Below are 23,433 nucleotides of genomic sequence, written 5' to 3'. Positions count from 1 at the left end.
TAAACAGGAATCATTTCAAATGGTTAAATCGCTGTTAAATTCAGTTAATAAAATGCTATCCCATGACGACTTCGGCAAACTCTTGTTACGACTTGCCGTCGGCGGGCTAATGCTGTTTCACGGGTTGCATAAGTTATTTGATGGCGTAGGGGGAATCAGCAATATGCTGGTGGCAAAAGGATTGCCGGGTTTTATCGCTTATGGCGTATTAGTGGGCGAGGTGGTTGCACCTTGTCTGTTGATTCTGGGAATTCTGACGCGTCCGGCGGCGCTGGTGCTGGCGTTTACAATGGTCGTCGCCTGGCTGATGGTCGGGACGGGCAAAACCTTCGCGCTGGACGCGGTAGGGGCTTGGGCCATTGAGAGTCTGGTCTATTTCTTTATCGGCGCGCTGGCGGTGGCGTTTCTGGGCGCGGGGCGTTACGCCGTGGCAGGAAATTCGGCCTGGCGGTAGGTTCGATCGAGTCTTTTCCATCACCCTGGCTGCGTCTCGTATGCCAGGGTTTTTATTTATGCTCCCTCAGACCCTCTTTTTGAACGGTTTTATAAGTTATTGATTTTTAATTCTTGTTTGAGGGTGTTTAGAAAAAGGGTGAAAAGGGGTTTTTATTGATTATTGTTTTATTAAACAATAAGGTAGAAGAGTCTGGTTGGAGTTCACTGCCGTATAGGCAGCTTAGAAGCGGATTACCCCGAAGCAGCAGAAACAGACGTCGTTCACTGCCGTATAGGCAGCTTAGAAGGCGTATCGCGGCGGGTGGCGTGGCTAAAGCGCGTTCACTGCCGTATAGGCAGCTTAGAAGAAACTTCGCAATTTTTGTTTCTCCGGTTTCTTGTTCACTGCCGTACAGGCAGCATTAGCCAATGCAATGACAAACCATTGTGCTCGCATCTTTGCCGGATGGCGGCTAGCGCCTTATCCGGCCTACAAAAACAAGCAATATCAAAATATTATGCATTACCTGTAGGCCCGCGCAAGCGAAGCGCCGCCGGGCAATTTCAAAAGGGCGCACAGGTGTTAGTCGTTTAGAAGGGAAAATGCTACCCGACGGTTCGCCGGGTAGCGTGGGCACTATCGTTAACGTGAATAATCAAGCCAGGACTAAATCGCCCTGCGGGTGACAGGAGCAGGCCAGCACATAGCCATCGGCAACTTCCGCATCGGTCAGCGTCATGGTGCTGCTGACCGTATACTCGCCGGAAACCACTTTCGTTTTGCAGCAGCCGCAAACGCCCGCGCGACAGGCAACGGTCACCGGAACCTTATTACTCTCCAGTGCATCCAGCAGCGTGGTACCAGCCGGCGCGTAGAACTCTTTCGCTGGCTGAAGCTTGGTGAACTTCAGGCCGCTGGTGGCGACTTCGGCTACTGGCGTAAAGAACTGTTCTTTAAAGAAGCGCGTCACGCCAAGCGCTTTCACTTCTTTTTCGACCAGGTCCATATACGGTGCCGGGCCGCAGGTCATTACGGTACGTGAGGTTAAATCCGGCACGCTTTGCAGTAGCTCAGTGGTTAGTCGACCGGGAACAAAGCCGTGGGTTGCGTTGTTTTCCGCCACCAGAGTGACCGGATACTGACGCCATTCGTCGGCAAAAATCACATCCTGCGGCGAACGCACGTTGAAGATCACCTGCACATCGGCCTGTGGGCGGTACTTCGCCAACCAGCGGCGCATTGACATAATCGGCGTTACGCCGCAGCCGGCAGCCAGCATCAGGAACTTGTCTTCTGCTTTATCCTCACAGGTGAATTCACCCATCGCATCAGACAGCCAGATATAGTCGCCGCGCTTCACGTCTCGGGTTAGCCACTGCGAACCGGCACCCTCGTCAATCCGGCGAACGGTCAGCGTAATGTACTCGCTAACGCCCGGCGTTGAAGAGAGGGTGTAAGCACGCAGGGTTTCCGCCGAGTTACGCACGCTGACCAGCGCATACTGTCCGGCACGATACGGGTAGTAATCGTGGCACAGTAACGAAATTGTCCAGACGTCCGGCGTCTCCTGGTGAACGTGATGGACCTGCATCCGCCATGGGCACTGATTGGTTGGCAAAGTCATGCTAATACTCCTTATGCGCTCAGCAACTGCTTCATGTCTTCTTCAACGGTGGTCACGGAACGCAGACCAAATTTCTCGTTGAGAACTGCCAGCAGGTCCGGAGTGAAGAAGCCAGGTGCAGTCGGGCCGGTGACGATGTTTTTTACGCCCAGGGACAGCAGGGTCAGCAGAATCACGATTGCCTTCTGCTCAAACCAGGAGAGCACCAGAGACAGCGGCAGGTCATTCACGCCGCAGCCCAGTTTTTCCGCCAGGGTGACCGCAAGGATGATGGCTGAATAAGCATCGTTACACTGACCTGCATCCACCAGACGCGGCAGGCCTTCGATGTCGCCGAAATCCAGTTTGTTGAAACGGTATTTACCGCAGGCCAGGGTCAGGATCAGGCAGTCGTCCGGTACGCTGGTGGCGAAGTCGGTGAAGTAATTACGTTCACCGCGCGCGCCGTCGCAACCGCCGACGAGGAAGATATGACGCAGTTTTTCGCGGCTCACCAGGTCAATCAGCGTATCAGCAGCGCCCAGCAGAGTTTGACGGCCGAAACCGACGGTAATCAGGTGCGGAATTTCGCTGTACGGGAAGCCCGCCATCTGCTGCGCCTGGGTGATAACCGGCGCGAAGTCATCGCCTTCCAGGTGGCTTACGTCCGGCCAGCCGACGATGCTGCGGGTCCAGATACGGTCATCGTACGCGCCAACGGTTGGGTCGATGATGCAGTTAGAGGTCATCACGATAGGGCCCGGGAAGCGAGCGAATTCTACCTGCTGGTTCTGCCAGCCGCTGCCGTAGTTACCGATCAGATGTTTGAATTTACGCAGTTCCGGGTAACCGTGCGCTGGCAGCATTTCACCGTGGGTGTAGACGTTAACGCCGGTGCCTTCGGTTTGTACCAACAGGTTGTACAAGTCTTTCAGGTCGTGACCAGAGATCAGGATGCATTTACCTTCGGTCGCTTTGACGTTGACCTGAGTTGGTGTCGGGTGGCCGTATTTGGTGGTTTCACCCGCGTCCAGAATGCTCATCACTTTGAAGTTCATCTGGCCGATTTCCATTGAGCACTCCAGCAGAGCGTTCATATCGGAAGGCCAGGTGCCCAGCCACGCCATAATCTTGTGGTACTGGGCGTAGATATCGTTGTCGTACTGCCCGAGAACGTGCGCGTGCTCCATGTAAGCTGCCGCGCCTTTCAGACCGTACAGGCACAGCAGGCGCAGGCCGAGAATGTTTTCGCCAATCGCCGCCTTGTCTTTATTTGGGGTAAATTCTGCCGCCTGACGCTGCAGGTCGCCCAGATCGTCGCTGACCAGCTGCAGGTCGGCCATTGGGTTGGTGACCACGGCGTTGGCATCAATGTTCAGACACTGAGCTTTAAGCGCGTCGCGCATGGCAATAGCTTCACGAGCGTAACCAACGATACGCGGGGAGTCGAAGTTAACGTTGGTCAGCGTGGAGAAGAAGGCACGCGGCGCAAAGTTATCAATTTCATGGTCGATGATGCCGTATTCACGAGCTTTAACCGCCCATGCGGACAGGCCTTGCAGAGAAGCAATCAGCAGATCCTGCAGATCGGACGTTTCGGCTGTTTTCCCGCACATACCCTGCGCGTAAGAGCAGCCGTTCCCTGCCGGGGTACGGATGGTTTGTTCACATTGCACACAAAACATGGTCACACCTTTTTTAAAGTTATATTTAATATACATGTTTAAGGTTATGCCCGAGCGAGCGTAGAGAAAAGGTATTTCTGATACAACTTACAGGGATATTGATTTAGCGCAAAATTGGCGGTAGAGACCTACCGCCAGAGGAGTATTAAGCGGAGAACAATGCCATCAAAATTGGCACCAGCAGGCTGAGGATAAAGCCGTGAACAATCGCAGCCGGGACGATTTCCACGCCGCCGGAACGCTGTAATACCGGCAACGTAAAGTCCATTGACGTCGCGCCGCACAGACCTAATGCTGTTGAACGACTACGGCGAACGAGGCCGGGAATAAGCATAATGGCCAGCAGCTCTCGGGCGAGATCGTTAAAGAATGCGGCGCTGCCAATTACCGGCCCGTAGGATTCGGTCAGCAGGATCCCGGAGAGGGAATACCAGCCGAATCCGGAAGCCATTGCCAGACCAGTTTTCAGCGGCAGGTCGAGAATAAAGGCGTTGATGACGCCGCCCAATAATGAGCTGACCATCACCACTACCGCGACAATCATGCCGCGACGATTAAGCACAATTTGCCGCAGCGTCATTCCATTATTTCGTAGCTGAATGCCGATGAGGAATAAAAGGAAGATCAGCGTATATTCGCTGGCCTCGGTGGCGTGTTGTAAAAAAGACAGGCCGCTCAGACCAACGAGGAAACCAACCAGCACAACGCCGCACAGTTGAAGGGATTCCAGAGCCATAGCGATACGCGAGGGTAATTTTTCCTGGCGATGCTTATTTTGCCACGGCATTTTCTGCTCCAGCCACATCAGGGCTGCAATATTGCACAGCATAATAATGACCACGCTGACCGCTGCATAATGCAGGATCGCCAGCAGGTTGCTGGCCAGATTATCGAGAAAGGCGAGGCTAATCCCCATGAAAAAGAGGATAACGTAGACAATCCAGCTCAGAAGTCGTGTGATAAGTTTAAGGGCGGACGGCTGATGGAGAGGAATAAGGTAGCCTACGACCAACGGCAGTAGAATGATGAGTAATCCCGAAAACATGAACGACATGGTCCTTGCAGAATGAAAATAGCGTCACTGACACTACCCAAATCCCCGGACTGAGTAAAGTAGTCGAAAGAAAGAAAGGCCCGACAATGCCGGGCCTGGGGGGAAATTAATTGCGTTTTTCCAGCAGGGTGCGATAGAGCACGCCGCCGAGGATGCCGCCAATAATCGGCATGACCCAGAATAACCACAGCTGCTGCAATGCCCAACCGCCCTGGAAAATAGCTACCGCGGTGCTACGCGCCGGGTTAACGGAGGTATTGGTAACTGGAATACTGATCAGGTGAATTAAGGTCAGCGCCAGACCAATAGCGATAGGGGCAAATCCAGCCGGTGCATTTTTATCTGTCGCACCGTGAATAACCAGCAGGAAACCGCAGGTCAGGACAATCTCAATAACAATGGCGGAAAGCATAGAGAAACCGCCTGGAGAATGTTCGCCATAACCGTTAGACGCGAATCCGCTGGCGGCGGCGTCAAAGCCGGCTTTACCGCTGGCGACAACATACAGAATAGCGGCGGCGATAATACCGCCGACAACCTGGGCGATAATATAACCAATAACGTCTTTGGCCGGAAAACGACCACCGGCCCATAACCCTAAAGTCACCGCCGGGTTAAAGTGCCCGCCGGAAATATGACCGACGGCATACGCCATGGTTAATACGGTTAAACCGAAGGCCAGTGCGACACCGGCAAAACCAATTCCCAGCTCCGGGAATGCTGCAGCCAAAACAGCGCTACCGCAACCACCGAACACCAGCCAGAATGTACCAAAGCATTCTGCTGCTAATTTTCTAAACATAACCACCTCAATAAAAAACATAAACAAGCACGAACTATCGTGCCGGCCTTTATTTATCGACACAAAGAATCACGATTAAAATAAAGCGTCGCTATTCTAGGGACGATTGCCATCCGGGGACTAGTTAAATAAATTGATGTAATTTGATTTAGAACAAGGTGATGGTATTCCTTTTGCCATGGTGAATTCTTAAAAGTGTAGAGCAAAAATGATTAAAATAACGGTTTTTAATGATGAATTATTTTCTGAAATAAGTGATATCTGCAGAATCACATTCTGAATTCTTAAGCCGGGGAGATGGAGTCCCCAGACGCTCCGGGAGTGTCATGTTCCCGCTTGCCTCGCTATACTGCTGATAACTGAAGGAGAAAGTGACCACCGAGCGGAGGATATATGCATCTTGAGCGCGTCGAAATTGTCGGTTTTCGCGGTATCAATCGCTTATCGTTGATGCTTGAGCAAAACAACGTACTGATTGGCGAAAACGCATGGGGTAAATCGAGCCTGCTGGACGCTCTGACGCTGCTCTTGTCGCCGGAGTTTGATCTCTACCATTTTGTCCGCGAGGATTTTTGGTTTCCGCCCGGAGATGTTCAGGGGCGCGAGCGTCACCTGCATATCATTCTGACTTTCCGTGAAAATGAACCTGGTCGGCACCGTGTTCGGCGCTATCGCCCTCTAAGCGACTGCTGGGTACCCTGCGATGATGGCTACCAGCGGGTTTTCTATCGCCTGGAAGGGGAGCTTGCCGATGACGATAGCGTCATGACCCTGCGTAGCTTTATTAACGGCGAAGGGGAAGCGCTGGATCTGGACGATATCGATGAGCTGGCCCGTCACCTGGTACGACTGATGCCGGTGCTGCGCCTGCGTGACGCGCGTTTTATGCGGCGGATCCATAACGACACCGTACCGCATTCGCCGCAGATTGAGATTACCGCTCGCCAGCTTGATTTTCTCTCTCGTGAACTGGTTCATCATCCGCAAAATTTAACAGATGGCCAGATACGTCAGGGCCTCTCGGCGATGGTGCAGTTACTGGAACACTATTTCGCCGAGCAAAGCAGCGCGCAATCGCGTAACCGTCTGATGCGTCGCCATTCACATGATGAACAGCGCAGCTGGCGCTATCTGGATATTATTAACCGCATGATCGACAAACCTGGTGGCCGCAGCCATCGGGTGATTTTGCTGGGTTTGTTTTCTACCCTATTGCAGGCAAAAGGCACGGTAAGGCTCGATCGCGACGCGCGACCGCTGCTGTTGGTTGAGGACCCTGAAACCCGTTTACATCCCATCATGCTGTCTGTCGCCTGGCATTTGATGAACTTGCTGCCGTTGCAGCGGATAACTACCACTAATTCCGGCGAACTGCTGTCGCTAACGCCCGTCGAGCACGTTTGTCGTCTGGTGCGCGAATCCTCTCGGGTAGCCGCCTGGCGGCTTGGCCCTGGCGGAATGAATGCCGAAGACAGTCGGCGCATCGCGTTTCATATCCGTTTTAATCGTTCCTCGTCGCTGTTTGCCCGCTGCTGGCTGCTGGTAGAAGGGGAGACGGAAACTTGGGTTATCAACGAGCTGGCCCGCCAGTGTGGTCATCACTTTGATGCGGAAGGCGTCAAGGTCATTGAGTTTGCCCAGTCGGGGTTAAAACCGCTAATCAAATTCGCCCGGCGAATGGGAATTGAGTGGCATGTATTGGTAGATGGTGATGAGGCTGGGAAGAAATATGCCGCGACGGTTCGTGGGCTGCTGAACGACGACAGGACTCTTGAGCGCGATCATTTGACGACGTTACCGGCGATGGATATGGAACATTTTATGTATCGCCAGGGGTTTGATAACGTTTATCACCGGGTGGCGCAGTTGCCGATGAATATTCCTATGAACATGCGGCGGGTGATAACCAAAGCTATTCATCGTTCGTCAAAACCAGATCTGGCGATTGAAGTGGCAATGGAGGCCGGGCGTCGCGGCGTTGATGCTATCCCTGCGCTGCTGAAAAAAATGTTTTCTCGCGTCCTATGGCTGGCGCGCGGGCGGGCAGATTAACCTGTTTTATCGGTGCCGGGCACCCGTCCGGCACTCCCTTCTTCTTATCTTTGCTTCAACTCCAGTTAAACAAAAATTAAGCACAGCTAAAAATGAGAGTTATGTTGTTTGCAGGTTTCGATAGAATCGTCGTCTGGATCTGCGGGTTAAAACATCGGGAATTTTTATGAAATTAAATGGAAAGCGCAGGAAAGTCTGGTGGCTGCTGGCGATAGTCGTGCTGGCCCTCGCCATCTGGGGATGGCGAATACTGAATGCGCCGTTGCCGCAGTATCAAACGCTGGTAGTGCGTAAAGGCGACCTGCAGCAGAGCGTACTGGCGACGGGTAAGCTGGATGCGTTACAAAAAGTGGACGTTGGCGCGCAGGTGAGCGGGCAGCTACAAACGCTGCGCGTCGAGATTGGCGATAAGGTGAAAAAAGATCAACTGCTGGGGGTTATCGACCCGGAGCAGGCGCAAAACCAGATTAAAGAAGTTGAGGCGACGCTGATGGAGCTGCGGGCGCAGCTAAATCAGGCGCGGGCTGAACGTAAGCTCTCTGAAGTCACTCTGGGCCGCCAGCAGCAGCTGGCGCAACGGCAGTTGGTTTCACGCCAGGACCTGGATACTGCGGCGACTGATTTAGCGGTAAAAGAGGCGCAAATCGGCACGATTGAAGCGCAAATTCAGCGCAATCAGGCAACGCTGGATACAGCGAAAACTAACCTCGACTACACCAAAATTCTGGCGCCCATGTCCGGGGAAGTGACGCAAATCACCACTCTACAAGGGCAGACGGTCATCGCCGCCCAGCAGGCGCCGAATATTTTGACTCTCGCAGACCTCAGCACCATGCTGGTGAAAGCGCAGGTTTCCGAAGCGGATGTGATTCATCTTAAGCCGGGACAAAAGGCCTGGTTTACCGTGCTGGGCGACCCGCTCACTCGCTATGAAGGAACGCTGAAGGATATTCTTCCGACCCCGGAAAAGGTCAATGACGCCATTTTCTATTATGCCCGTTTTGAAGTACCGAACCCGCAGGGTATTCTGCGCCTGGAGATGACCGCTCAGGTGCATATCCAGCTCTCTGAAGTGAAAAACGTGATCACGATTCCACTGAGTGCGCTAGGGGATGCCATCGGCGATAACCGCTACCACGTGCGTTTGCTGCGAAACGGTGAAGCCAAAGAGCGTGAAATCGTCATTGGCGCGCGTAATGACACCGATGTGGCGGTGGTAAAAGGGCTGGAAGAGGGCGATGAAGTGATTATCGGCGAAGGCGCGGCTGGAGCGGCGAAATGACGGCGCTGCTGGAGCTGCGTGATATCCGCCGCAGCTATCCATCCGGGGGAGGCAGCGTCGATGTGCTAAAAGGCATCACGTTGAGCATTGCCGCCGGAGAGATGGTAGCGATCGTCGGGGCATCCGGGTCTGGTAAATCCACGCTGATGAATATTCTGGGCTGTCTGGATAAGCCCACCAGCGGCACTTATCAGGTGGCGGGGACGGATGTCGCCCGCCTTAACGGCGATGAGCTGGCGCGTCTGCGGCGGGAACATTTTGGTTTTATCTTCCAGCGTTATCATCTGTTATCACATCTGACTGCGGCACAGAACGTGGAGGTTCCGGCAGTCTATGCCGGAGCGGAGCGTAAAGCGCGCCTTGCCCGGGCTCATGAGCTACTGGTGCGGCTGGGGCTTGGCGACAGGGCCGAATATCAGCCTTCGCAGCTTTCCGGTGGCCAGCAGCAGCGAGTGAGTATTGCTCGTGCCTTAATGAACGGCGGCGAAGTGATCCTGGCGGATGAACCTACTGGCGCCCTGGACAGTCGTTCAGGTGAAGAAGTCATGGGGATCCTTCACCAGCTGAAAGCGCAGGGACATACGGTGATTATCGTCACCCATGACCCGCAGGTGGCGGCGCAGGCGGAGCGGGTTATCGAAATCCACGATGGCGAAATCGTGCGTAATCCTCCCGCCCTGAGTTTCGCGCAAAGCGGCGTGCTGCGCCAGCGCACAGCGGCTGAGCCTTCGGCATGGCGTCAGTTCAGCAGCGGCTTTCGTGAGGCGCTGGTGATGGCCTGGCGGGCGATGGCGGCGAATAAAATGCGCACCCTGCTGACGATGCTCGGGATCATCATCGGCATTGCGTCAGTCGTGTCAATTGTGGTGGTGGGCGATGCGGCCAAACAGATGGTGCTGGCGGATATTCGTGCTATTGGCACCAATACTATCGATGTCTATCCCGGTAAAGATTTTGGCGACGACGACCCTCGTTATCAGCAAGCGTTGAAGTACGATGACCTGCTGGCGATTCAGAAACAGCCGTGGGTCAGTTCGGCGACGCCTGCGGTATCAAAAAGCCTACGCCTGCGGGCAAACAATATTGACGTCGCCGCCAGTGCAGAGGGCGTGGGAGCGCAGTATTTTAACGTCTACGGCATGACCTTTAGCGAAGGTAACACCTTCAATGCGCTGCAGTTAAATAGCCGCGCGCAGGTGGTGGTGCTTGATAGTAATGCGCGTCGACAGCTGTTTCCGCATAAAGCTCAGGTGGTTGGTGAAGTCATTCTGGTGGGCAATATGCCCGCGACGGTGATTGGCGTCGCAGCAGAAAAACAGTCGATGTTTGGCAGCAGTAAAATTTTGCGCGTTTGGTTGCCCTATACCACAATGGCTGGCCGGGTCATGGGACAGTCCTGGCTAAACTCAATCACCGTGCGCCTGCGGGATGGTTATGACAGCACGATTGCCGAGCAGCAGCTATTGCGTTTACTGGAGCTCCGTCACGGCAAAAAAGATGTATTCACCTGGAATATGGACAACATCTTGAAAACCGCAGAACGGACCACACATACATTACAGCTGTTTCTGACGCTGGTGGCGGTGATTGCGCTGGTGGTCGGCGGGATTGGCGTGATGAACATCATGCTGGTCTCGGTGACTGAACGCACGAGAGAAATTGGCATCCGTATGGCGGTCGGGGCGCGAGCCAGCGATGTGCTGCAACAATTTTTGATTGAGGCGGTGCTGGTTTGCCTGGTCGGCGGCGCGCTGGGCGTGACGCTATCATTGCTGATAGCCTTTGTGTTGCAACTGTTTTTACCCGGCTGGGAGATTGGTTTCTCACCGCTGGCGTTATTAACCGCATTTTTATGTTCAACGCTGACCGGGGTTTTATTTGGCTGGCTACCGGCGCGCAACGCCGCGCGACTGGATCCTGTTGATGCGCTGGCCCGCGAGTAGTGATAAAAAAATGCCAGTCAGAAGGACTGGCATTTTACTGGCGGGATGTACACAATGAAGCAAAAGAGTTATGCGGCCGTTTCCGTTTCTTCTACTTCTACAGGGACAATCACGCTGGCGTGATTACCTTTTGGCCCCTGGTGAACATCGAACCGAACGGCTTGTCCGGCTTTTAGCGTTCTGTAACCATCCATCTGGATGGTGGAGTAATGGGCGAAAATGTCTTCGCCGCCGCCCTCAGGGCAAATAAAACCGAACCCTTTGGCATTGTTGAACCACTTAACAGTACCCATTTCCATACTTCGACATCCTTCGTAAATCTTATAGGTAAGATGGAATGAACCGGTAGTGGAGTGACGAGTTGTTCATTTGCTCGCCAACTCTCGCCACTACAATTTAGAGAAATCAGGAAATGCGTCAAGCAATTGACGTTGGGGGACGGTGAAAAATGCGTCAAAATTTGAAGCAGTTAACGCTATTGCCGGGGAATGTGACAGACATCGCGGATGGAAGTAATAGATGATAGTTATCTATGATCTATTGTAGATTTGTGATGTGCATAGCCTCTGGTCATCGACAGGCGGCCGCCTGTTGGCAACAGCAACCGATGATGAACACTGACGATGAGTAAGAGAGACTGGTTAGACTTCGATCAGCTAGTAGAGGACGAAGTTAAAGATGCGCTTAAACCGCCATCTATGTATAAAGTGATATTGGTCAATGATGACTACACTCCAATGGAGTTTGTTATTGACGTGTTACAAAAATTCTTTTCTTATGATGTTGAACGTGCAACGCAACTGATGCTTACAGTTCACTATCAAGGTAAAGCGATTTGCGGCGTGTTTACCGCAGAAGTCGCGGAAACCAAAGTTGCGATGGTGAGCGAATACGCGAGGGAGAACGAGCATCCGTTGTTGTGTACGCTAGAAAAAGCCTGAATTCAGGCAACGAAAATTGGGGGAGGTGCCTATGCTCAATCAAGAACTGGAACTCAGTTTAAACATGGCTTTCGCCAGAGCGCGCGAGCACCGTCATGAGTTCATGACCGTCGAGCACTTGTTGCTGGCGCTGCTTAGCAACCCTTCGGCCCGCGAAGCGCTTGAAGCGTGTTCCGTGGACCTGGTCGCGCTGCGTCAGGAACTTGAAGCCTTCATCGAACAGACCACACCCGTTCTGCCTGCAACGGAAGAAGAGCGCGATACTCAGCCGACGCTGAGCTTCCAGCGCGTGTTGCAGCGTGCCGTTTTCCATGTTCAGTCTTCTGGTCGTAGCGAAGTCACCGGCGCCAATGTGCTGGTTGCGATTTTCAGCGAACAGGAATCCCAGGCGGCATACCTGCTGCGTAAACATGAAGTCAGCCGACTTGATGTGGTGAACTTCATCTCTCACGGTACGCGTAAAGACGAGCCGAGCCAGTCTTCCGATAACAGCGGAAGCCAGCCCAGCAGCAGCGAAGAGCAAGCAGGCGGGGAGGATCGTATGGAAAACTTCACCACCAACCTCAATCAGCTTGCCCGCGTTGGCGGTATCGACCCGCTGATCGGTCGCGAGAAAGAGCTGGAACGCGCTATTCAGGTACTGTGCCGTCGTCGTAAAAACAACCCGCTGCTGGTGGGGGAATCCGGTGTCGGTAAAACCGCCATTGCTGAAGGGCTTGCCTGGCGTATCGTGCAGGGCGACGTACCGGAAGTGATGGCTGATTGCACTATCTACTCGCTGGATATCGGCTCACTGCTGGCAGGCACCAAATACCGCGGCGATTTTGAAAAACGTTTCAAAGCGCTGCTTAAACAGCTGGAACAAGATACCAGCAGCATTCTGTTCATTGATGAAATCCACACCATTATCGGTGCGGGCGCCGCTTCTGGCGGGCAGGTCGATGCCGCTAACCTGATTAAGCCGCTGCTCTCCAGCGGTAAAATTCGGGTTATGGGGTCGACGACCTACCAGGAGTTCAGCAATATCTTTGAAAAAGATCGTGCGCTGGCGCGTCGTTTCCAGAAAATTGATATAACCGAACCTTCCGTGGAAGAGACGGTGCAGATTATCAACGGTCTGAAGCCGAAGTACGAAGCGCACCACGACGTGCGTTATACCGCGAAAGCGGTGCGTGCGGCGGTCGAGCTGGCGGTGAAATATATTAACGATCGTCATCTGCCGGATAAGGCGATTGACGTGATTGACGAAGCCGGTGCGCGTGCGCGCTTAATGCCGGTCAGCAAGCGTAAAAAAACGGTCAACGTGGCGGATATCGAATCCGTGGTGGCGCGCATTGCGCGTATTCCTGAGAAGAGCGTCTCCCGCAGCGATCGCGATACGCTGAAAAACCTCAGCGATCGTCTGAAAATGCTGGTCTTTGGTCAGGATAAGGCGATTGAAGCGTTAACCGAAGCCATCAAGATGGCGCGCGCCGGGCTGGGTCATGATCATAAACCTGTTGGTTCTTTCCTGTTCGCCGGGCCGACCGGGGTTGGGAAAACCGAGGTGACCGTGCAACTGGCGAAGTCGCTGGGTATTGAACTGCTGCGTTTTGATATGTCCGAATATATGGAACGTCACACCGTCAGCCGTTTAATCGGTGCGCCTCCGGGCTACGTTGGTTTCGATCAGGGCGGGCTGCTGACCGATGCGGTTATCAAACATCCGCACGCGGTGCTGCTGCTTGATGAAATCGAAAAAGCGCACCCTGACGTCTTTAACCTGCTGCTGCAGGTAATGGATAACGGGACGCTGACCGATAATAACGGCCGCAAAGCGGATTTCCGCAACGTGGTGCTGGTGATGACCACCAACGCCGGGGTGCGTGAAACCGAGCGTAAATCCATTGGCCTTATCCATCAGGACAATAGCCCGGATGCGATGGATGAGATCAAGAAAATCTTTACGCCGGAGTTCCGCAACCGTCTCGACAATATTATCTGGTTCGATCATCTGTCTACGACGGTTATTCATCAGGTGGTGGATAAGTTTATCGTCGAGCTGCAGGTTCAACTGGATCAGAAAGGCGTGTCTTTGGAAGTCAGCCAGGAAGCTCGTGATTGGCTGGCAGAGAAAGGCTACGACCGGGCCATGGGCGCACGTCCAATGGCGCGGGTGATTCAGGACAACCTGAAGAAACCGCTGGCCAACGAGCTGCTGTTTGGCTCACTGGTTGACGGCGGTCAGGTGACCGTTGAGCTGGATAAAGAGAAAAATGCGTTGACCTACGAGTTTCAGAGTGCGCAGAAGCACAAACCGGAAGCGGCGCATTAACATGCTCTTGTGTTAAACACGGGAAACCGGCCTCAGGGCCGGTTTTTTTACGCCTTTACGCTGGACCCTTTTTATTGGCGTATTTTTAACTCTTTGATTTTAAAAAAGATGGTAATCAAGTGGGAAATTAGGGTTATAGCGGGGGTTTGTTGATTAATTTCAGTAATAACAATATGGTAGGGCTTAGTCTGTCCAGTTCACTGCCGTGCAGGCAGCTTAGAAAAAATGCCGCTTTAATCCTGGTGCCGGTATTACGTTCACTGCCGTGCAGGCAGCTTAGAAAGGGAGCGTGGCGGGGTTTGATCGTATCTTTGCGTTCACTGCCGTGCAGGCAGCTTAGAAATCTTAAAAGCTGGGGCTTAAAGCCCCAGATCTGTTCACTGCCGTGCAGGCAGCTTAGAAAAAAAATCGGCTTTTACACTATCGGGGATTCTTGTTCACTGCCGTGCAGGCAGCTTAGAAATGCTGGTGGCACCAGACAACAAACGCAGCGCAGTTCACTGCCGTGCAGGCAGCTTAGAAATGGCACGGCGTACCGCCCACGAGCACGTCAGGGTTCACTGCCGTACAGGCAGCTTAGAAATTTCTGCAATAACCATGTGCCGGTTTGAGGAAGTTCACTGCCGCACAGGCAGCCATAAAACCCCAATTTCCATCCCCGAATCAGGCACTAAAAATCATCATTTATTTTCAAATTTGGGATTAATGTCAAAATATTACATCTAATATACTGTTTTTATAAACAGCAATCGACATTGAGCCACAGGACGTGACTATGCCCGCGAAATATATTGCCCCCTCTGATTTAAAAACGATTCTTCATTCAAAACGCGCCAATATTTACTATCTGGAAAAATGTCGAGTGCAGGTCAATGGCGGCAGGGTGGAATATGTCACCAGCGAGGGGCGCGAATCTTTTTACTGGAATATCCCGATCGCGAACACCACGGCAATTATGCTGGGGATGGGAACATCGGTAAGCCAGGCGGCAATGCGTGAATTCGCCCGCGCGGGCGTCATGGTGGGGTTTTGCGGTACGGATGGAACACCGTTATATGCGGCAAATGAAGTCGATATTGACGTTTCCTGGCTGTCGCCACAAAGCGAATATCGACCAACGGAGTATTTGCAGCGCTGGGTTTCATTCTGGTTTACGGAGTCAAAGCGCTTACAGGCGGCGAAATGTTTTCAAAATATCCGTCTCGCGCAAATTGAAAAACATTGGCTCGGTAGCCGGATGCAGTGTGAATCGAAATTCCCGGTGAATAAAGAAAAACTGCTGGGATTAACTGAACGTGCCCGGGCAGGTATGGCGGAGGCGGATAACCACACCTCACTGATGCTACAGGAAGCGCAGCTAACCAAAGCCTTATACAAACTTATCAGCCAGACCTCCGGATATGGCGATTTTAAACGCGCAAAACGTGGTGGCGGTATTGATCTGGCGAATCGTTTCCTCGATCAGGGGAATTATCTGGCCTATGGACTCGCAGCCGTCGCCGCGTGGGTCACCGGCATCCCTCACGGTCTGGCCGTTATGCATGGCAAAACCCGGCGCGGCGGGCTGGTCTTTGATATTGCTGATTTAATTAAAGATGCGCTGGTGATGCCGCAGGCATTTATCTCCGCCATGCAGGGTGATGATGATAAGGCTTTCAGGCAGGCCTGCATTAATCATTTTCAGCAGGCAGACGCGCTTGATTTAATGATTACCGCACTGCAGGAAACCGCTGCCGAAGTGGGCGGGAGTACAGAATGAATGTGCTGATTATCTCGCAATGCACGAAGAAGGCCAGGGAAGAGAGCTGTCGGATTATCGATCAGTTTGCTGAGCGTATGGGAAGCAGCGCCTGGCAAACTGCTATCACGATGGAAGGGCTCACAACCCTTCGCAAATTGCTACGCAAAACCGCGCGACGCAATACGGCGGTTGCCTGCCACTGGATAAAAAAGAGCGGGCAGTCTGAGCTAATGTGGATCGTCGGCAATTCCCGTCGTTTTAATGCGCAGGGGAGAGTACCGACTCATCGCACCACCTCTTCGCGCTGGGTTTCTGATGAGGGCCAGCGTTGGCAATGCACCGAAAGTATCGCATTGCTGGCCGCTATTGCCGGGTTGTTTCATGATTTTGGTAAATCGGGTCGCTGTTTTCAGGAAAGCCTGACGGGTAAAAGTGCTAAAAGCTTCCAGCCTTACCGGCATGAATGGGTTTCTGTTCGTCTGTTTCAGGCATTTGTCGGCGAACAAGATGATGAGCAATGGCTGGCTAAACTTGAAACGCTTTCGCCGGATGATGACGCTGAACTACTCGCCAGGCTGCGTAAAGATAATCCGCACTTTTCCGACAGTCCTTTCCGCACGCTTCCTCCGCTGGCGAAAGTGATTGCCTGGCTGATGTTGTCCCATCATCGTCTGCCCGAAAATTTACGCAGTAAGTGCCACGAGTCGTCGGAGGATTGCGGCCGCTGGCTGGAGAACCAGCTTAACGCTGACTGGAATGCCCTGAATCATGACGGCGACGAATGGTCAGAAATCGACTTTCGTAAGGTCTGGACCTTTATGCAGGGAACGCCGTTGCAAAGTCTCACCTGGCGAGAAAAAGCCAGGCAGATTGCCCGACGCGCTAAAAATGCTGTGGCATTGCAGCACTGGGGGCAGATGGATCGGCTGTTCACGCTGCATATGGCGCGTTTTTGTCTGATGCTGGCCGATCACTTTTATTCCGCCAGCGATCCACAGCCACGATGGCAGGATCCGAAATATTGTATCTGGGCCAACAGCGATCGTAACAGCGGTGCGCTGAAACAGCGGGTGGATGAGCATCTTTGTGGTGTGGCACATCATGCGTTACTTTTGGGGCGGCAACTGATGCGCGTTCGTTCCTCACTTCCGGCCATTGCGCGGCACAAAGGCTTCCGGGAACGGGCGGCAAATCCGCTTCCACTGGCAGAATAAAGCGTGGGACGTGGCCGTCGCGCTGCGTGAGCGGAGCCGGGAAGAAGGATTTTTTGGCGTCAATATGGCCTCTACCGGCTGCGGAAAAACGTTCGCCAATGCGCGAATTATGTATGCGCTAGCGGATGAACAGGAAGGCTGCCGCTTTACCGTCGCGCTGGGGCTGCGAACGTTGACGCTACAGACCGGAGATGCTTTGCGTAGTCGTCTGAAACTGGATGACGACGACCTGGCGGTGCTGATCGGTTCGGCGGCGGTAACGCAATTATGGCAGCAGAAGCAGCGAACGGAACCCGACCGGGGTAGCGCCTCGGCGGAAAGTTTGTCTGAGGAGCGACAGTATGTGCAGTATGCGGGCAGTACACAGCCAGGGGTTCTGGAAAAATGGCTGAGCGGCGACGATAAATTATCGGCGCTGGTCAGTGCGCCCGTGCTGGTTACCACTCTCGATCACCTGATCCCAGCAACGGAAGGTGTGCGGGGCGGAAAGCAGCTACCCGCCATGCTGCGGTTGCTGACCAGCGATTTGGTGCTGGACGAGCCAGATGATTTTGATATTGCCGATCTTCATGCGGTCTGCCGCCTGGTGAACTGGGCCGGGATGCTGGGGAGCCGCGTGCTGCTGTCCTCGGCTACGCTGCCGCCGGACCTAATCCAGGCGCTGTTTGCTGCATATCTGGCCGGACGAAAAGTCTGGCAAGCGTCCTGCGGGATTAGCGACAGGCCCGTCAATCTTTGCTGCGCCTGGTTTGATGAGAAGGGCGCGTGTGCGCAACAGATCGCAGATGGACGCTCCTTTAGCGATGCACACAGCGCGTTTGTTGCGCAACGCGCAAAGATGCTGGCGGCGAAACCGAGGCTACATTTTGGCCGGATTGTGCCCGTATGCCAGGAATCTTCAGCGGCTTCTGATGTCATTGTGAGCGTTGCACAAGCCATCCATACGCAAATGTTGAGCCTTCATCAGGCGCACAAGGAACTGCACAAAAGCGGTAAAACCGTATCGCTGGGTCTGGTGCGTCTGGCGAATATCAATCCGCTGGTGGCGGTAGCAAAAGCACTTTTTGCGACGCCTTCTCCACAAGACGTTTGTATTCATTATTGCGTTTATCACAGTCGGCATCCGCTGGCGGTCCGTTCAGCTATTGAAACGTGCCTGGATGGTGCTTTTACTCGTCACCAGCCCGATTTGCTCTGGCAGCACCCGGCTGTTGAAAAAGCGCTTCGCAGTCGCCCGGAAAAGCATCATCTTTTCGTGGTGCTAGGGACATCCGTCATGGAGGTCGGGCGCGATTGGGACGCCAACTGGGGCATTATTGAGCCCAGCTCAATGCGTTCCATCATTCAGTTTGCCGGTCGCGTTCAGCGCCACCGTCGCCAGGTTCCTGAGAGTGAGAATCTGGCGATCCTGAGCCACAACATTCGGGCTTTACGCAATCAGTCTCCTGCCTTCTGCAAGCCGGGATTTGAAAATAAAAACCATCTGCTAATGAGCCACGATCTGCGCGAACTGCTGCCGCTGCAGGATTATCAAACGATTAACGCGCTGCCGAGAATTTTGCCTGCAAAGGGTGAAAACCAACTGGCTGCGCTGGAACATAAACGGCTAAAGAATGAATTACTGAGCAGCAAAAGTCGGCAGGTGATTGCAGCAAGCTGGTGGCGTGAGCCTGTGACCTGGAGCGGCTGGATGCAGCGCAAAACGCCGTTTCGTCAGTCGCAGCCGGACGCCCCATTTTTCCTTTATATGGATGATGAGGAGAGTGAGCCCTGCTTTGCTTTTTTCGCTGAAGACGGCAGCGTCAAAGCCTCTGATAAATTTGTATTTCAGGCCCAGGAATTTGCCGACGGCGTAGCCTGCTGGGTAAACGTGGATTACCGAGAAGCAATGCTGGCGATGGCTGAATCGCAGTGCATCGAAATTGACCGCGTGGGGGCTATGTTCGGCGAGATTCGGGTACCAGTGAGTCATGAGGAGGACGCTATCAGCGACTGGAATTATCACCCGTGGCTGGGTGTTTACAGGGATATACATTAACGATGTCAGGAGCAGTCATGACAAACGAAGCACTGACCACCTTTATTACCGACTACATCGCCTCCCGAAGGCAACCCAAGTTAGAGGCCTTCGAAAAAGAGGCGGCAAAACGGTTGGCACAGGGCGAAGACGCCAGCGTGATTGCGCAGGAGCGTCAAGACCTTGAAGTAAAATATCAGCCGCGCAGCTGGCTGACGGATGCGGCAAGACGGGCAGGGCAAATCAGCCTTGTCACCCATGCGGCGAAGTTCACCCACGGTGACTCAAAAAGCAGCAGCATTTACCGCGAAACGCCGGGCGACGAGGGCTATTTAAGTACCGCAGCGTTGCCTCAGCTATCCGCCGATGCGGTCGGAAACGCGGCCGCCCTGGATGTGGCAAAACTGCTGCAAACCAATGTGGATGGCGACTCGCTGCTGGCGTGCCTGAAACGCGGTGAACATCGTCCGCTGATGGCTTTTGCCGAAAACGAAGCTCAACTGGCGCAGTGGGTTGCTGGGTTTACTCAGGCGTTAATTCCGGCTCAACCCACCTCGCATAAGCTCGCCAAACAGATCTATTTTCCCGTTGGGGAGGGTTATCACCTGTTGTCCCCGCTGTTTGCCACGTCTCTGGCCCAGGCGATGCATGAAAAGATGGTCGCAGCGCGATTTGGCGAAGAGGCAAAAGCGGTGCGTGAGGCTCACCGGGCTGGCAAATGGCATGAGCAGCCCGATGTGCGCTATCCCAATCTTGCCGAAATGCATTTTGGCGGCACCAAGCCGCAGAATATCTCTGCGCTAAACAGTTTGCGCGGCGGGCGGATCTGGCTGCTGCCGTCGCAGCCGCCAAAATGGAGGATTTTGGATAGAGCGCCGCAAAATATGAGCAATATCTTTGCGTTACGCGAGGTCTTTAACCGCGCTGCATCCGGGATTGTTTCGCAAATGGTTTTTCTGTTGAAAGAGAATGCCGATAAAAATAATCGCCATATTCGCGGTGCACGAGCGAGATACGTCGACGAACTTATCGATCTGCTGTTTATGCATGCCTCCACTTTCCAGCAGGAAGAGTGGCAGGGCTGGAGCGACAACAGTCCTGAATTACCCCTTCATCAGCAGCTTTGGCTCGATCCCTGGCGCGGTGAAACAGACGAAACCTTTCGCCTTGAGCGTGAAAAAGGTGACTGGCAATTACATGTCGCGGATGATTTTGCGCGCTGGCTGAATCAGCGTCTGAACAAAGCGCGTCTGGATGTCGGTATCGTGGAACGGCGGGAATGGCGAACCCAATCGCTGTTTCGCAAGCGGATGCGCGAAATGGAAGCCATCGTGCAGGAGGCGCTGAAATGAGTTACCTGGTTTTATTGCCCCATGTGCGTATTGAAAATGCTAATGCGGTGTCCGGGCTGACCTGGGGATTCCCGGCGATGACCCACTTTCTGGGCTACGTTCATGCACTTTCCCGTAAAGTCAGCGCCGGGTATCGCGTGCGATTTACGGGCTGCGCGGTTATCAGTCATGAACAACATGTCCAGGCTTATACCTCCGGGCGTGACTATCAGTTTGCGTTAACCCGCAATCCGCTGACCAAAGAGGGAAAAACGGCCTCTTTTAACGAAGAGGGGCGAATGCACCTCACGGTCTCCCTGCTGATTGAGTGTCAGGGGGAGATAACCAACGGCGATTATGGCAAAACTGCACTGTGTTCAGACCTGAAAATGCTCTGTCAGAGCCAGAAGCTGGCGGGGGGAAGCATTGTCAGTATGCGCGATCCGCAGATATTTCATACACCTGATAATGAACAGCAACTGCGTCAGATCCTCTGGCGGCTGATGCCGGGTTTTGCGCTCTACGATCGCAGCGAATGGTTGATGGAGCATCATGATGCACGGCGACAGCAGTATCCGGAAAGCACTTTACTGGATGCCTGGCTGGATTTTGCCGCAATTAAATATCAAGCCGTACCATCGGCAGAAGGGGATAGCGCAATCTGGGACTATCAACCCAAACCCATGCCGGGCTACCTGGTACCGCTGATGTGCGGGTATCAGCGCATTTCTCAACTGTATGCTCCCGGCGAGGTTGGCAACGTTCGCGATACGACGACGCCCTTTGCGTTCGCTGAGGCTGTTTATGGCGTAGGTGAATGGCGCGGGTTACATCGCGTAGCCGATATTCAGCCGCTTTTCTGGCGCTATCGCACGACGGACACAGGCTACTACTGTTCTGCTACGCCTGTTGCTGATGATTTTACGTTCAATGAAGACGACGATTTCGAATAAGGACATAACTATGGCAAAGGCTCCTGTATCTGTAAAAACGGCTTCCGTACTGGCATTTGAGCGCAAGCTCGCTACCTCTGATGCAATGATGTATGCGGGGAACTGGCAGAGTGAATGCTGGAAACCGATCGAAATTCAGGAAAAAGCGGTTCGCGGAACCATCTCGAACCGACTTAAAAATGCGATCGCCAGCGATCCGACAAAATTGGATGCTGAGATCCAAAAAGCAAACCTGCAGCGTGTAGACACGGCAGCGTTACCCGCCGATGCTGACACCTTGAAAGTGGTCTTTACCCTACGCGTGCTGGGCAATTTATCTACGCCATCAGTATGTAACGACATGGCTTACCAGGATGCGCTTCAGCAGGTGATTGAGGGCTATGTGGGCGAGCAGGGATTTGCTGAACTGACTCGTCGCTATGCCGCTAACCTCGCCAACGGACGTTTTCTGTGGCGCAACCGTATTGGCGCTGAGCAGGTTCAGGTTAGCGTGAGCGCGCAAGAGCAGACGTGGGTATTTAACAGTCATGACTACTCTTTGCGTGAGTTCGGGCAAGACGATGCAGCGATAACCTCTCTTTCTGCGTTAATTGAAAAAGGGCTGCGTGGTCAGGAATGGGTGATGCTAACGGTCACCGCTCAGGTTCGTCTGGGGGCAGGACAAGAGGTCTTCCCATCGCAAGAGCTGGTGTTGGATAGCAACAGCAGTAAAAGCCGTGTGCTGTATCAGGTTGCGGGTATTGCCGGGATCCACTCGCAAAAAATTGGCAATGCATTGCGCACCATTGATACCTGGCACCCTAAAGTTGACGAGCTGGGGGCGATTGCGGTGGAGCCGTACGGCTCGGTGACCAGCCGTGGTGTGGCCTGCCGCCAGCCGAAGGATAAGATGGATTTTTACACCCTGCTGGATAACTGGGTGACAAAGGGCGTTAAGCCGGATGTTGAACAACAGCATTACGTGATGGCGGTTCTCATCCGCGGTGGCGTATTTGGTGAGAAAAGCGAATAAGGAGCCGCCGTGGACTATTTCCTGGATATCCGCGTTCTACCTGACCCTGAGTTTGGCGAGGAGATGCTTATGGCCGCCCTGTTTGCAAAGCTACACCGTGCTTTAGGGGCCAGAGGTCGGGGTGATATTGGCGTAAGTTTTCCTGAATTCTCAATAAAACCAGGGCCATTATTACGCTTACATGGTGAGGAATCCGCACTGTCTGCGCTGGAAGAAACGCTGTGGCGCAAGGGGCTTAATGATTATTGTCAGAGCGGGAGAGTGATGCCGGTACCGGAGATAAAAGGCTGGCGCAGCGTCAGCCGGGTACAGGTAAAAAGTAGCCCGGAGCGATTGATGCGCCGCTCGGTGAGAAAAGGCTGGTTGACGCAGGATGAAGCGGATAAGCGGTTGCTCGCCATGCAGGATCAATCGACGAATCTTCCCTGGCTGAATATGAAAAGTCTCTCTAATGGGCAGATGTTCCCACTGTTTGTTTGTCACGGTGAACTGAGGGGGCTGCGCGTGTCAGGAAAATTTAGCAGCTACGGGCTAAGTAACGTCGCGACTATCCCCTGGTTTTAGCGCTGCCGTTGGCGAGGGATGGGAATCAACCGGCGCTACGCAGAATTCCTCGCCGGGTAATCAGAAAACCCTTTTTTAGAACGTGATGCTATGTTGTTGATTTTAAATGACAGCTATGCACTGGTCAGAAAAGGGTTTATTGGGTAAATGTGGGTGTTTTTTATTTAAATCAAATGGTTGTTGCTAAATTGCTCCAGTTCACTGCCGTACAGGCAGCTTAGAAACGCTACGCCAGCTTTGATGGCTGCTTTTATCGGTTCACTGCCGTACAGGCAGCTTAGAAAGAAATTTCGCCGATGGTTTGCGGCTGGTCTTCGTTCACTGCCGTACAGGCAGCTTAGAAAAGCATTCAGCATTGCCGGTGTCAGTTTTCGGTGTTCACTGCCGTACAGGCAGTCTGGAAAAAGCGCAAATATCGCGATTCCGGAATCGGTATTACAACTGACAAAAACTGAGGGTGAGGAAATGAGGCTTGAATAGCAGAAATGA

The 23,433-nt window shown here is 53.3% G+C and carries 16 protein-coding genes, 1 pseudogene and 1 CRISPR repeat array; of the genes and pseudogenes, 12 read left to right on the top strand and 5 right to left on the bottom strand.

Features of this window, described 5'->3' with window-relative positions:
* The first annotated feature begins 19 nt into the window (after nucleotides 1-19).
* Nucleotides 20-454, top strand: coding sequence for a DoxX family protein (locus tag ACMYSL_RS19130; protein WP_182237561.1), 435 nt, complete (start codon nucleotides 20-22; stop codon nucleotides 452-454).
* A 637-nt stretch (nucleotides 455-1,091) separates the two neighbouring features.
* On the opposite strand, the gene hcr is transcribed toward ACMYSL_RS19130, so the two are convergent.
* From hcr to aqpZ, 4 genes are all read right to left on the bottom strand, one after another.
* Nucleotides 1,092-2,060 (bottom strand): NADH oxidoreductase, encoded by a 969-nt coding sequence (gene hcr, locus ACMYSL_RS19125; RefSeq protein WP_434659537.1) that lies wholly within the window; start codon nucleotides 2,058-2,060, stop codon nucleotides 1,092-1,094.
* Nucleotides 2,061-2,071: 11 nt separating this feature from the next.
* Complete coding sequence (gene hcp / locus ACMYSL_RS19120) at nucleotides 2,072-3,724, bottom strand: hydroxylamine reductase (protein WP_142512443.1); 1,653 nt, start codon at nucleotides 3,722-3,724, stop codon at nucleotides 2,072-2,074.
* Nucleotides 3,725-3,869: 145 nt separating this feature from the next.
* On the bottom strand, nucleotides 3,870-4,769 hold the full coding sequence (locus ACMYSL_RS19115; protein WP_182237567.1) for a lysine exporter LysO family protein: 900 nt from the start codon (nucleotides 4,767-4,769) through the stop codon (nucleotides 3,870-3,872).
* 115 nt (nucleotides 4,770-4,884) lie between these two features.
* On the bottom strand, nucleotides 4,885-5,580 hold the full coding sequence (aqpZ, locus tag ACMYSL_RS19110) for an aquaporin Z (RefSeq protein ID WP_181482857.1): 696 nt from the start codon (nucleotides 5,578-5,580) through the stop codon (nucleotides 4,885-4,887).
* A gap of 393 nt (nucleotides 5,581-5,973) precedes the next feature.
* Between aqpZ and ACMYSL_RS19105 the strand changes: the two genes are divergently transcribed.
* From ACMYSL_RS19105 to macB, 3 genes are all read left to right on the top strand, one after another.
* Entirely contained in the window at nucleotides 5,974-7,632 is a 1,659-nt protein-coding gene (locus ACMYSL_RS19105; protein WP_434659534.1) for an ATP-dependent endonuclease, read from the top strand.
* A 166-nt stretch (nucleotides 7,633-7,798) separates the two neighbouring features.
* Complete coding sequence (gene macA, locus ACMYSL_RS19100) at nucleotides 7,799-8,914, top strand: macrolide transporter subunit MacA (protein ID WP_434659532.1); 1,116 nt, start codon at nucleotides 7,799-7,801, stop codon at nucleotides 8,912-8,914.
* Nucleotides 8,911-10,857, top strand: coding sequence for a macrolide ABC transporter ATP-binding protein/permease MacB (macB, locus tag ACMYSL_RS19095; RefSeq protein WP_434659530.1), 1,947 nt, complete (start codon nucleotides 8,911-8,913; stop codon nucleotides 10,855-10,857). Before macA ends, macB begins: the two co-directional genes overlap by 4 nt.
* Before the next feature lie 68 nt (nucleotides 10,858-10,925).
* Here the strand turns inward: macB and cspD are convergent, their stop codons facing one another.
* Complete coding sequence (cspD, locus tag ACMYSL_RS19090; RefSeq protein WP_110275216.1) at nucleotides 10,926-11,156, bottom strand: cold shock-like protein CspD; 231 nt, start codon at nucleotides 11,154-11,156, stop codon at nucleotides 10,926-10,928.
* A gap of 324 nt (nucleotides 11,157-11,480) precedes the next feature.
* Between cspD and clpS the strand changes: the two genes are divergently transcribed.
* The 8 genes and pseudogenes from clpS to cas6f all read left to right on the top strand — a co-directional run bounded on the left by clpS (nucleotide 11,481) and on the right by cas6f (nucleotide 22,944).
* On the top strand, nucleotides 11,481-11,798 hold the full coding sequence (gene clpS / locus ACMYSL_RS19085) for an ATP-dependent Clp protease adapter ClpS (RefSeq protein ID WP_112214662.1): 318 nt from the start codon (nucleotides 11,481-11,483) through the stop codon (nucleotides 11,796-11,798).
* Between the two features lie 31 nt (nucleotides 11,799-11,829).
* Entirely contained in the window at nucleotides 11,830-14,112 is a 2,283-nt protein-coding gene (gene clpA, locus ACMYSL_RS19080; protein WP_181482853.1) for an ATP-dependent Clp protease ATP-binding subunit ClpA, read from the top strand.
* Nucleotides 14,113-14,307: 195 nt separating this feature from the next.
* Nucleotides 14,308-14,695: direct repeats of the CRISPR family, unit length 28 nt; unit sequence GTTCACTGCCGTGCAGGCAGCTTAGAAA.
* A gap of 192 nt (nucleotides 14,696-14,887) precedes the next feature.
* Nucleotides 14,888-15,871 carry a type I-F CRISPR-associated endonuclease Cas1f gene (gene cas1f / locus ACMYSL_RS19075; RefSeq protein WP_434659527.1) on the top strand — a complete coding sequence of 328 codons (984 nt, stop codon included), beginning with the start codon at nucleotides 14,888-14,890 and terminating at the stop codon, nucleotides 15,869-15,871.
* Nucleotides 15,868-19,105, top strand: a pseudogene (gene cas3f / locus ACMYSL_RS19070) (type I-F CRISPR-associated helicase Cas3f). The gene cas1f and the pseudogene cas3f overlap by 4 nt, the downstream one beginning before the upstream one ends.
* A gap of 17 nt (nucleotides 19,106-19,122) precedes the next feature.
* Entirely contained in the window at nucleotides 19,123-20,436 is a 1,314-nt protein-coding gene (gene csy1, locus ACMYSL_RS19065; RefSeq protein WP_434659525.1) for a type I-F CRISPR-associated protein Csy1, read from the top strand.
* Complete coding sequence (csy2, locus tag ACMYSL_RS19060; protein WP_434659523.1) at nucleotides 20,433-21,368, top strand: type I-F CRISPR-associated protein Csy2; 936 nt, start codon at nucleotides 20,433-20,435, stop codon at nucleotides 21,366-21,368. Before csy1 ends, csy2 begins: the two co-directional genes overlap by 4 nt.
* A 10-nt stretch (nucleotides 21,369-21,378) precedes the next feature.
* The gene (gene csy3 / locus ACMYSL_RS19055; RefSeq protein ID WP_434659521.1) at nucleotides 21,379-22,380 is read left to right on the top strand and encodes a type I-F CRISPR-associated protein Csy3; all 1,002 of its coding nucleotides are present in this window, start codon (nucleotides 21,379-21,381) and stop codon (nucleotides 22,378-22,380) included.
* Nucleotides 22,381-22,389: 9 nt separating this feature from the next.
* Complete coding sequence (gene cas6f / locus ACMYSL_RS19050) at nucleotides 22,390-22,944, top strand: type I-F CRISPR-associated endoribonuclease Cas6/Csy4 (RefSeq protein ID WP_434659519.1); 555 nt, start codon at nucleotides 22,390-22,392, stop codon at nucleotides 22,942-22,944.
* The last annotated feature ends 489 nt before the right edge of the window (nucleotides 22,945-23,433 follow it).

It is taken from the genome of Klebsiella sp. MISC125 (assembly GCF_051131775.1).
Classification (GTDB): Bacteria; Pseudomonadota; Gammaproteobacteria; order Enterobacterales; family Enterobacteriaceae; genus Klebsiella.
This window is presented reverse-complemented; position numbering and strand designations above follow the sequence as displayed.

Excerpts from the sequence above, each read along its gene's own strand:
- ACMYSL_RS19130 (WP_182237561.1), top strand. The coding sequence starts at position 20 with ATGGTTAAATCGCTGTTAAATTCAGTTAATAAAATGCTATCCCATGAC.
- hcr (WP_434659537.1), bottom strand. The coding sequence starts at position 2,060 with ATGACTTTGCCAACCAATCAGTGCCCATGGCGGATGCAGGTCCATCAC.
- hcp (WP_142512443.1), bottom strand. The coding sequence starts at position 3,724 with ATGTTTTGTGTGCAATGTGAACAAACCATCCGTACCCCGGCAGGGAAC.
- ACMYSL_RS19115 (WP_182237567.1), bottom strand. The coding sequence starts at position 4,769 with ATGTTTTCGGGATTACTCATCATTCTACTGCCGTTGGTCGTAGGCTAC.
- aqpZ (WP_181482857.1), bottom strand. The coding sequence starts at position 5,580 with ATGTTTAGAAAATTAGCAGCAGAATGCTTTGGTACATTCTGGCTGGTG.
- ACMYSL_RS19105 (WP_434659534.1), top strand. The coding sequence starts at position 5,974 with ATGCATCTTGAGCGCGTCGAAATTGTCGGTTTTCGCGGTATCAATCGC.
- macA (WP_434659532.1), top strand. The coding sequence starts at position 7,799 with ATGAAATTAAATGGAAAGCGCAGGAAAGTCTGGTGGCTGCTGGCGATA.
- macB (WP_434659530.1), top strand. The coding sequence starts at position 8,911 with ATGACGGCGCTGCTGGAGCTGCGTGATATCCGCCGCAGCTATCCATCC.
- cspD (WP_110275216.1), bottom strand. The coding sequence starts at position 11,156 with ATGGAAATGGGTACTGTTAAGTGGTTCAACAATGCCAAAGGGTTCGGT.
- clpS (WP_112214662.1), top strand. The coding sequence starts at position 11,481 with ATGAGTAAGAGAGACTGGTTAGACTTCGATCAGCTAGTAGAGGACGAA.
- clpA (WP_181482853.1), top strand. The coding sequence starts at position 11,830 with ATGCTCAATCAAGAACTGGAACTCAGTTTAAACATGGCTTTCGCCAGA.
- cas1f (WP_434659527.1), top strand. The coding sequence starts at position 14,888 with ATGCCCGCGAAATATATTGCCCCCTCTGATTTAAAAACGATTCTTCAT.
- csy1 (WP_434659525.1), top strand. The coding sequence starts at position 19,123 with ATGACAAACGAAGCACTGACCACCTTTATTACCGACTACATCGCCTCC.
- csy2 (WP_434659523.1), top strand. The coding sequence starts at position 20,433 with ATGAGTTACCTGGTTTTATTGCCCCATGTGCGTATTGAAAATGCTAAT.
- csy3 (WP_434659521.1), top strand. The coding sequence starts at position 21,379 with ATGGCAAAGGCTCCTGTATCTGTAAAAACGGCTTCCGTACTGGCATTT.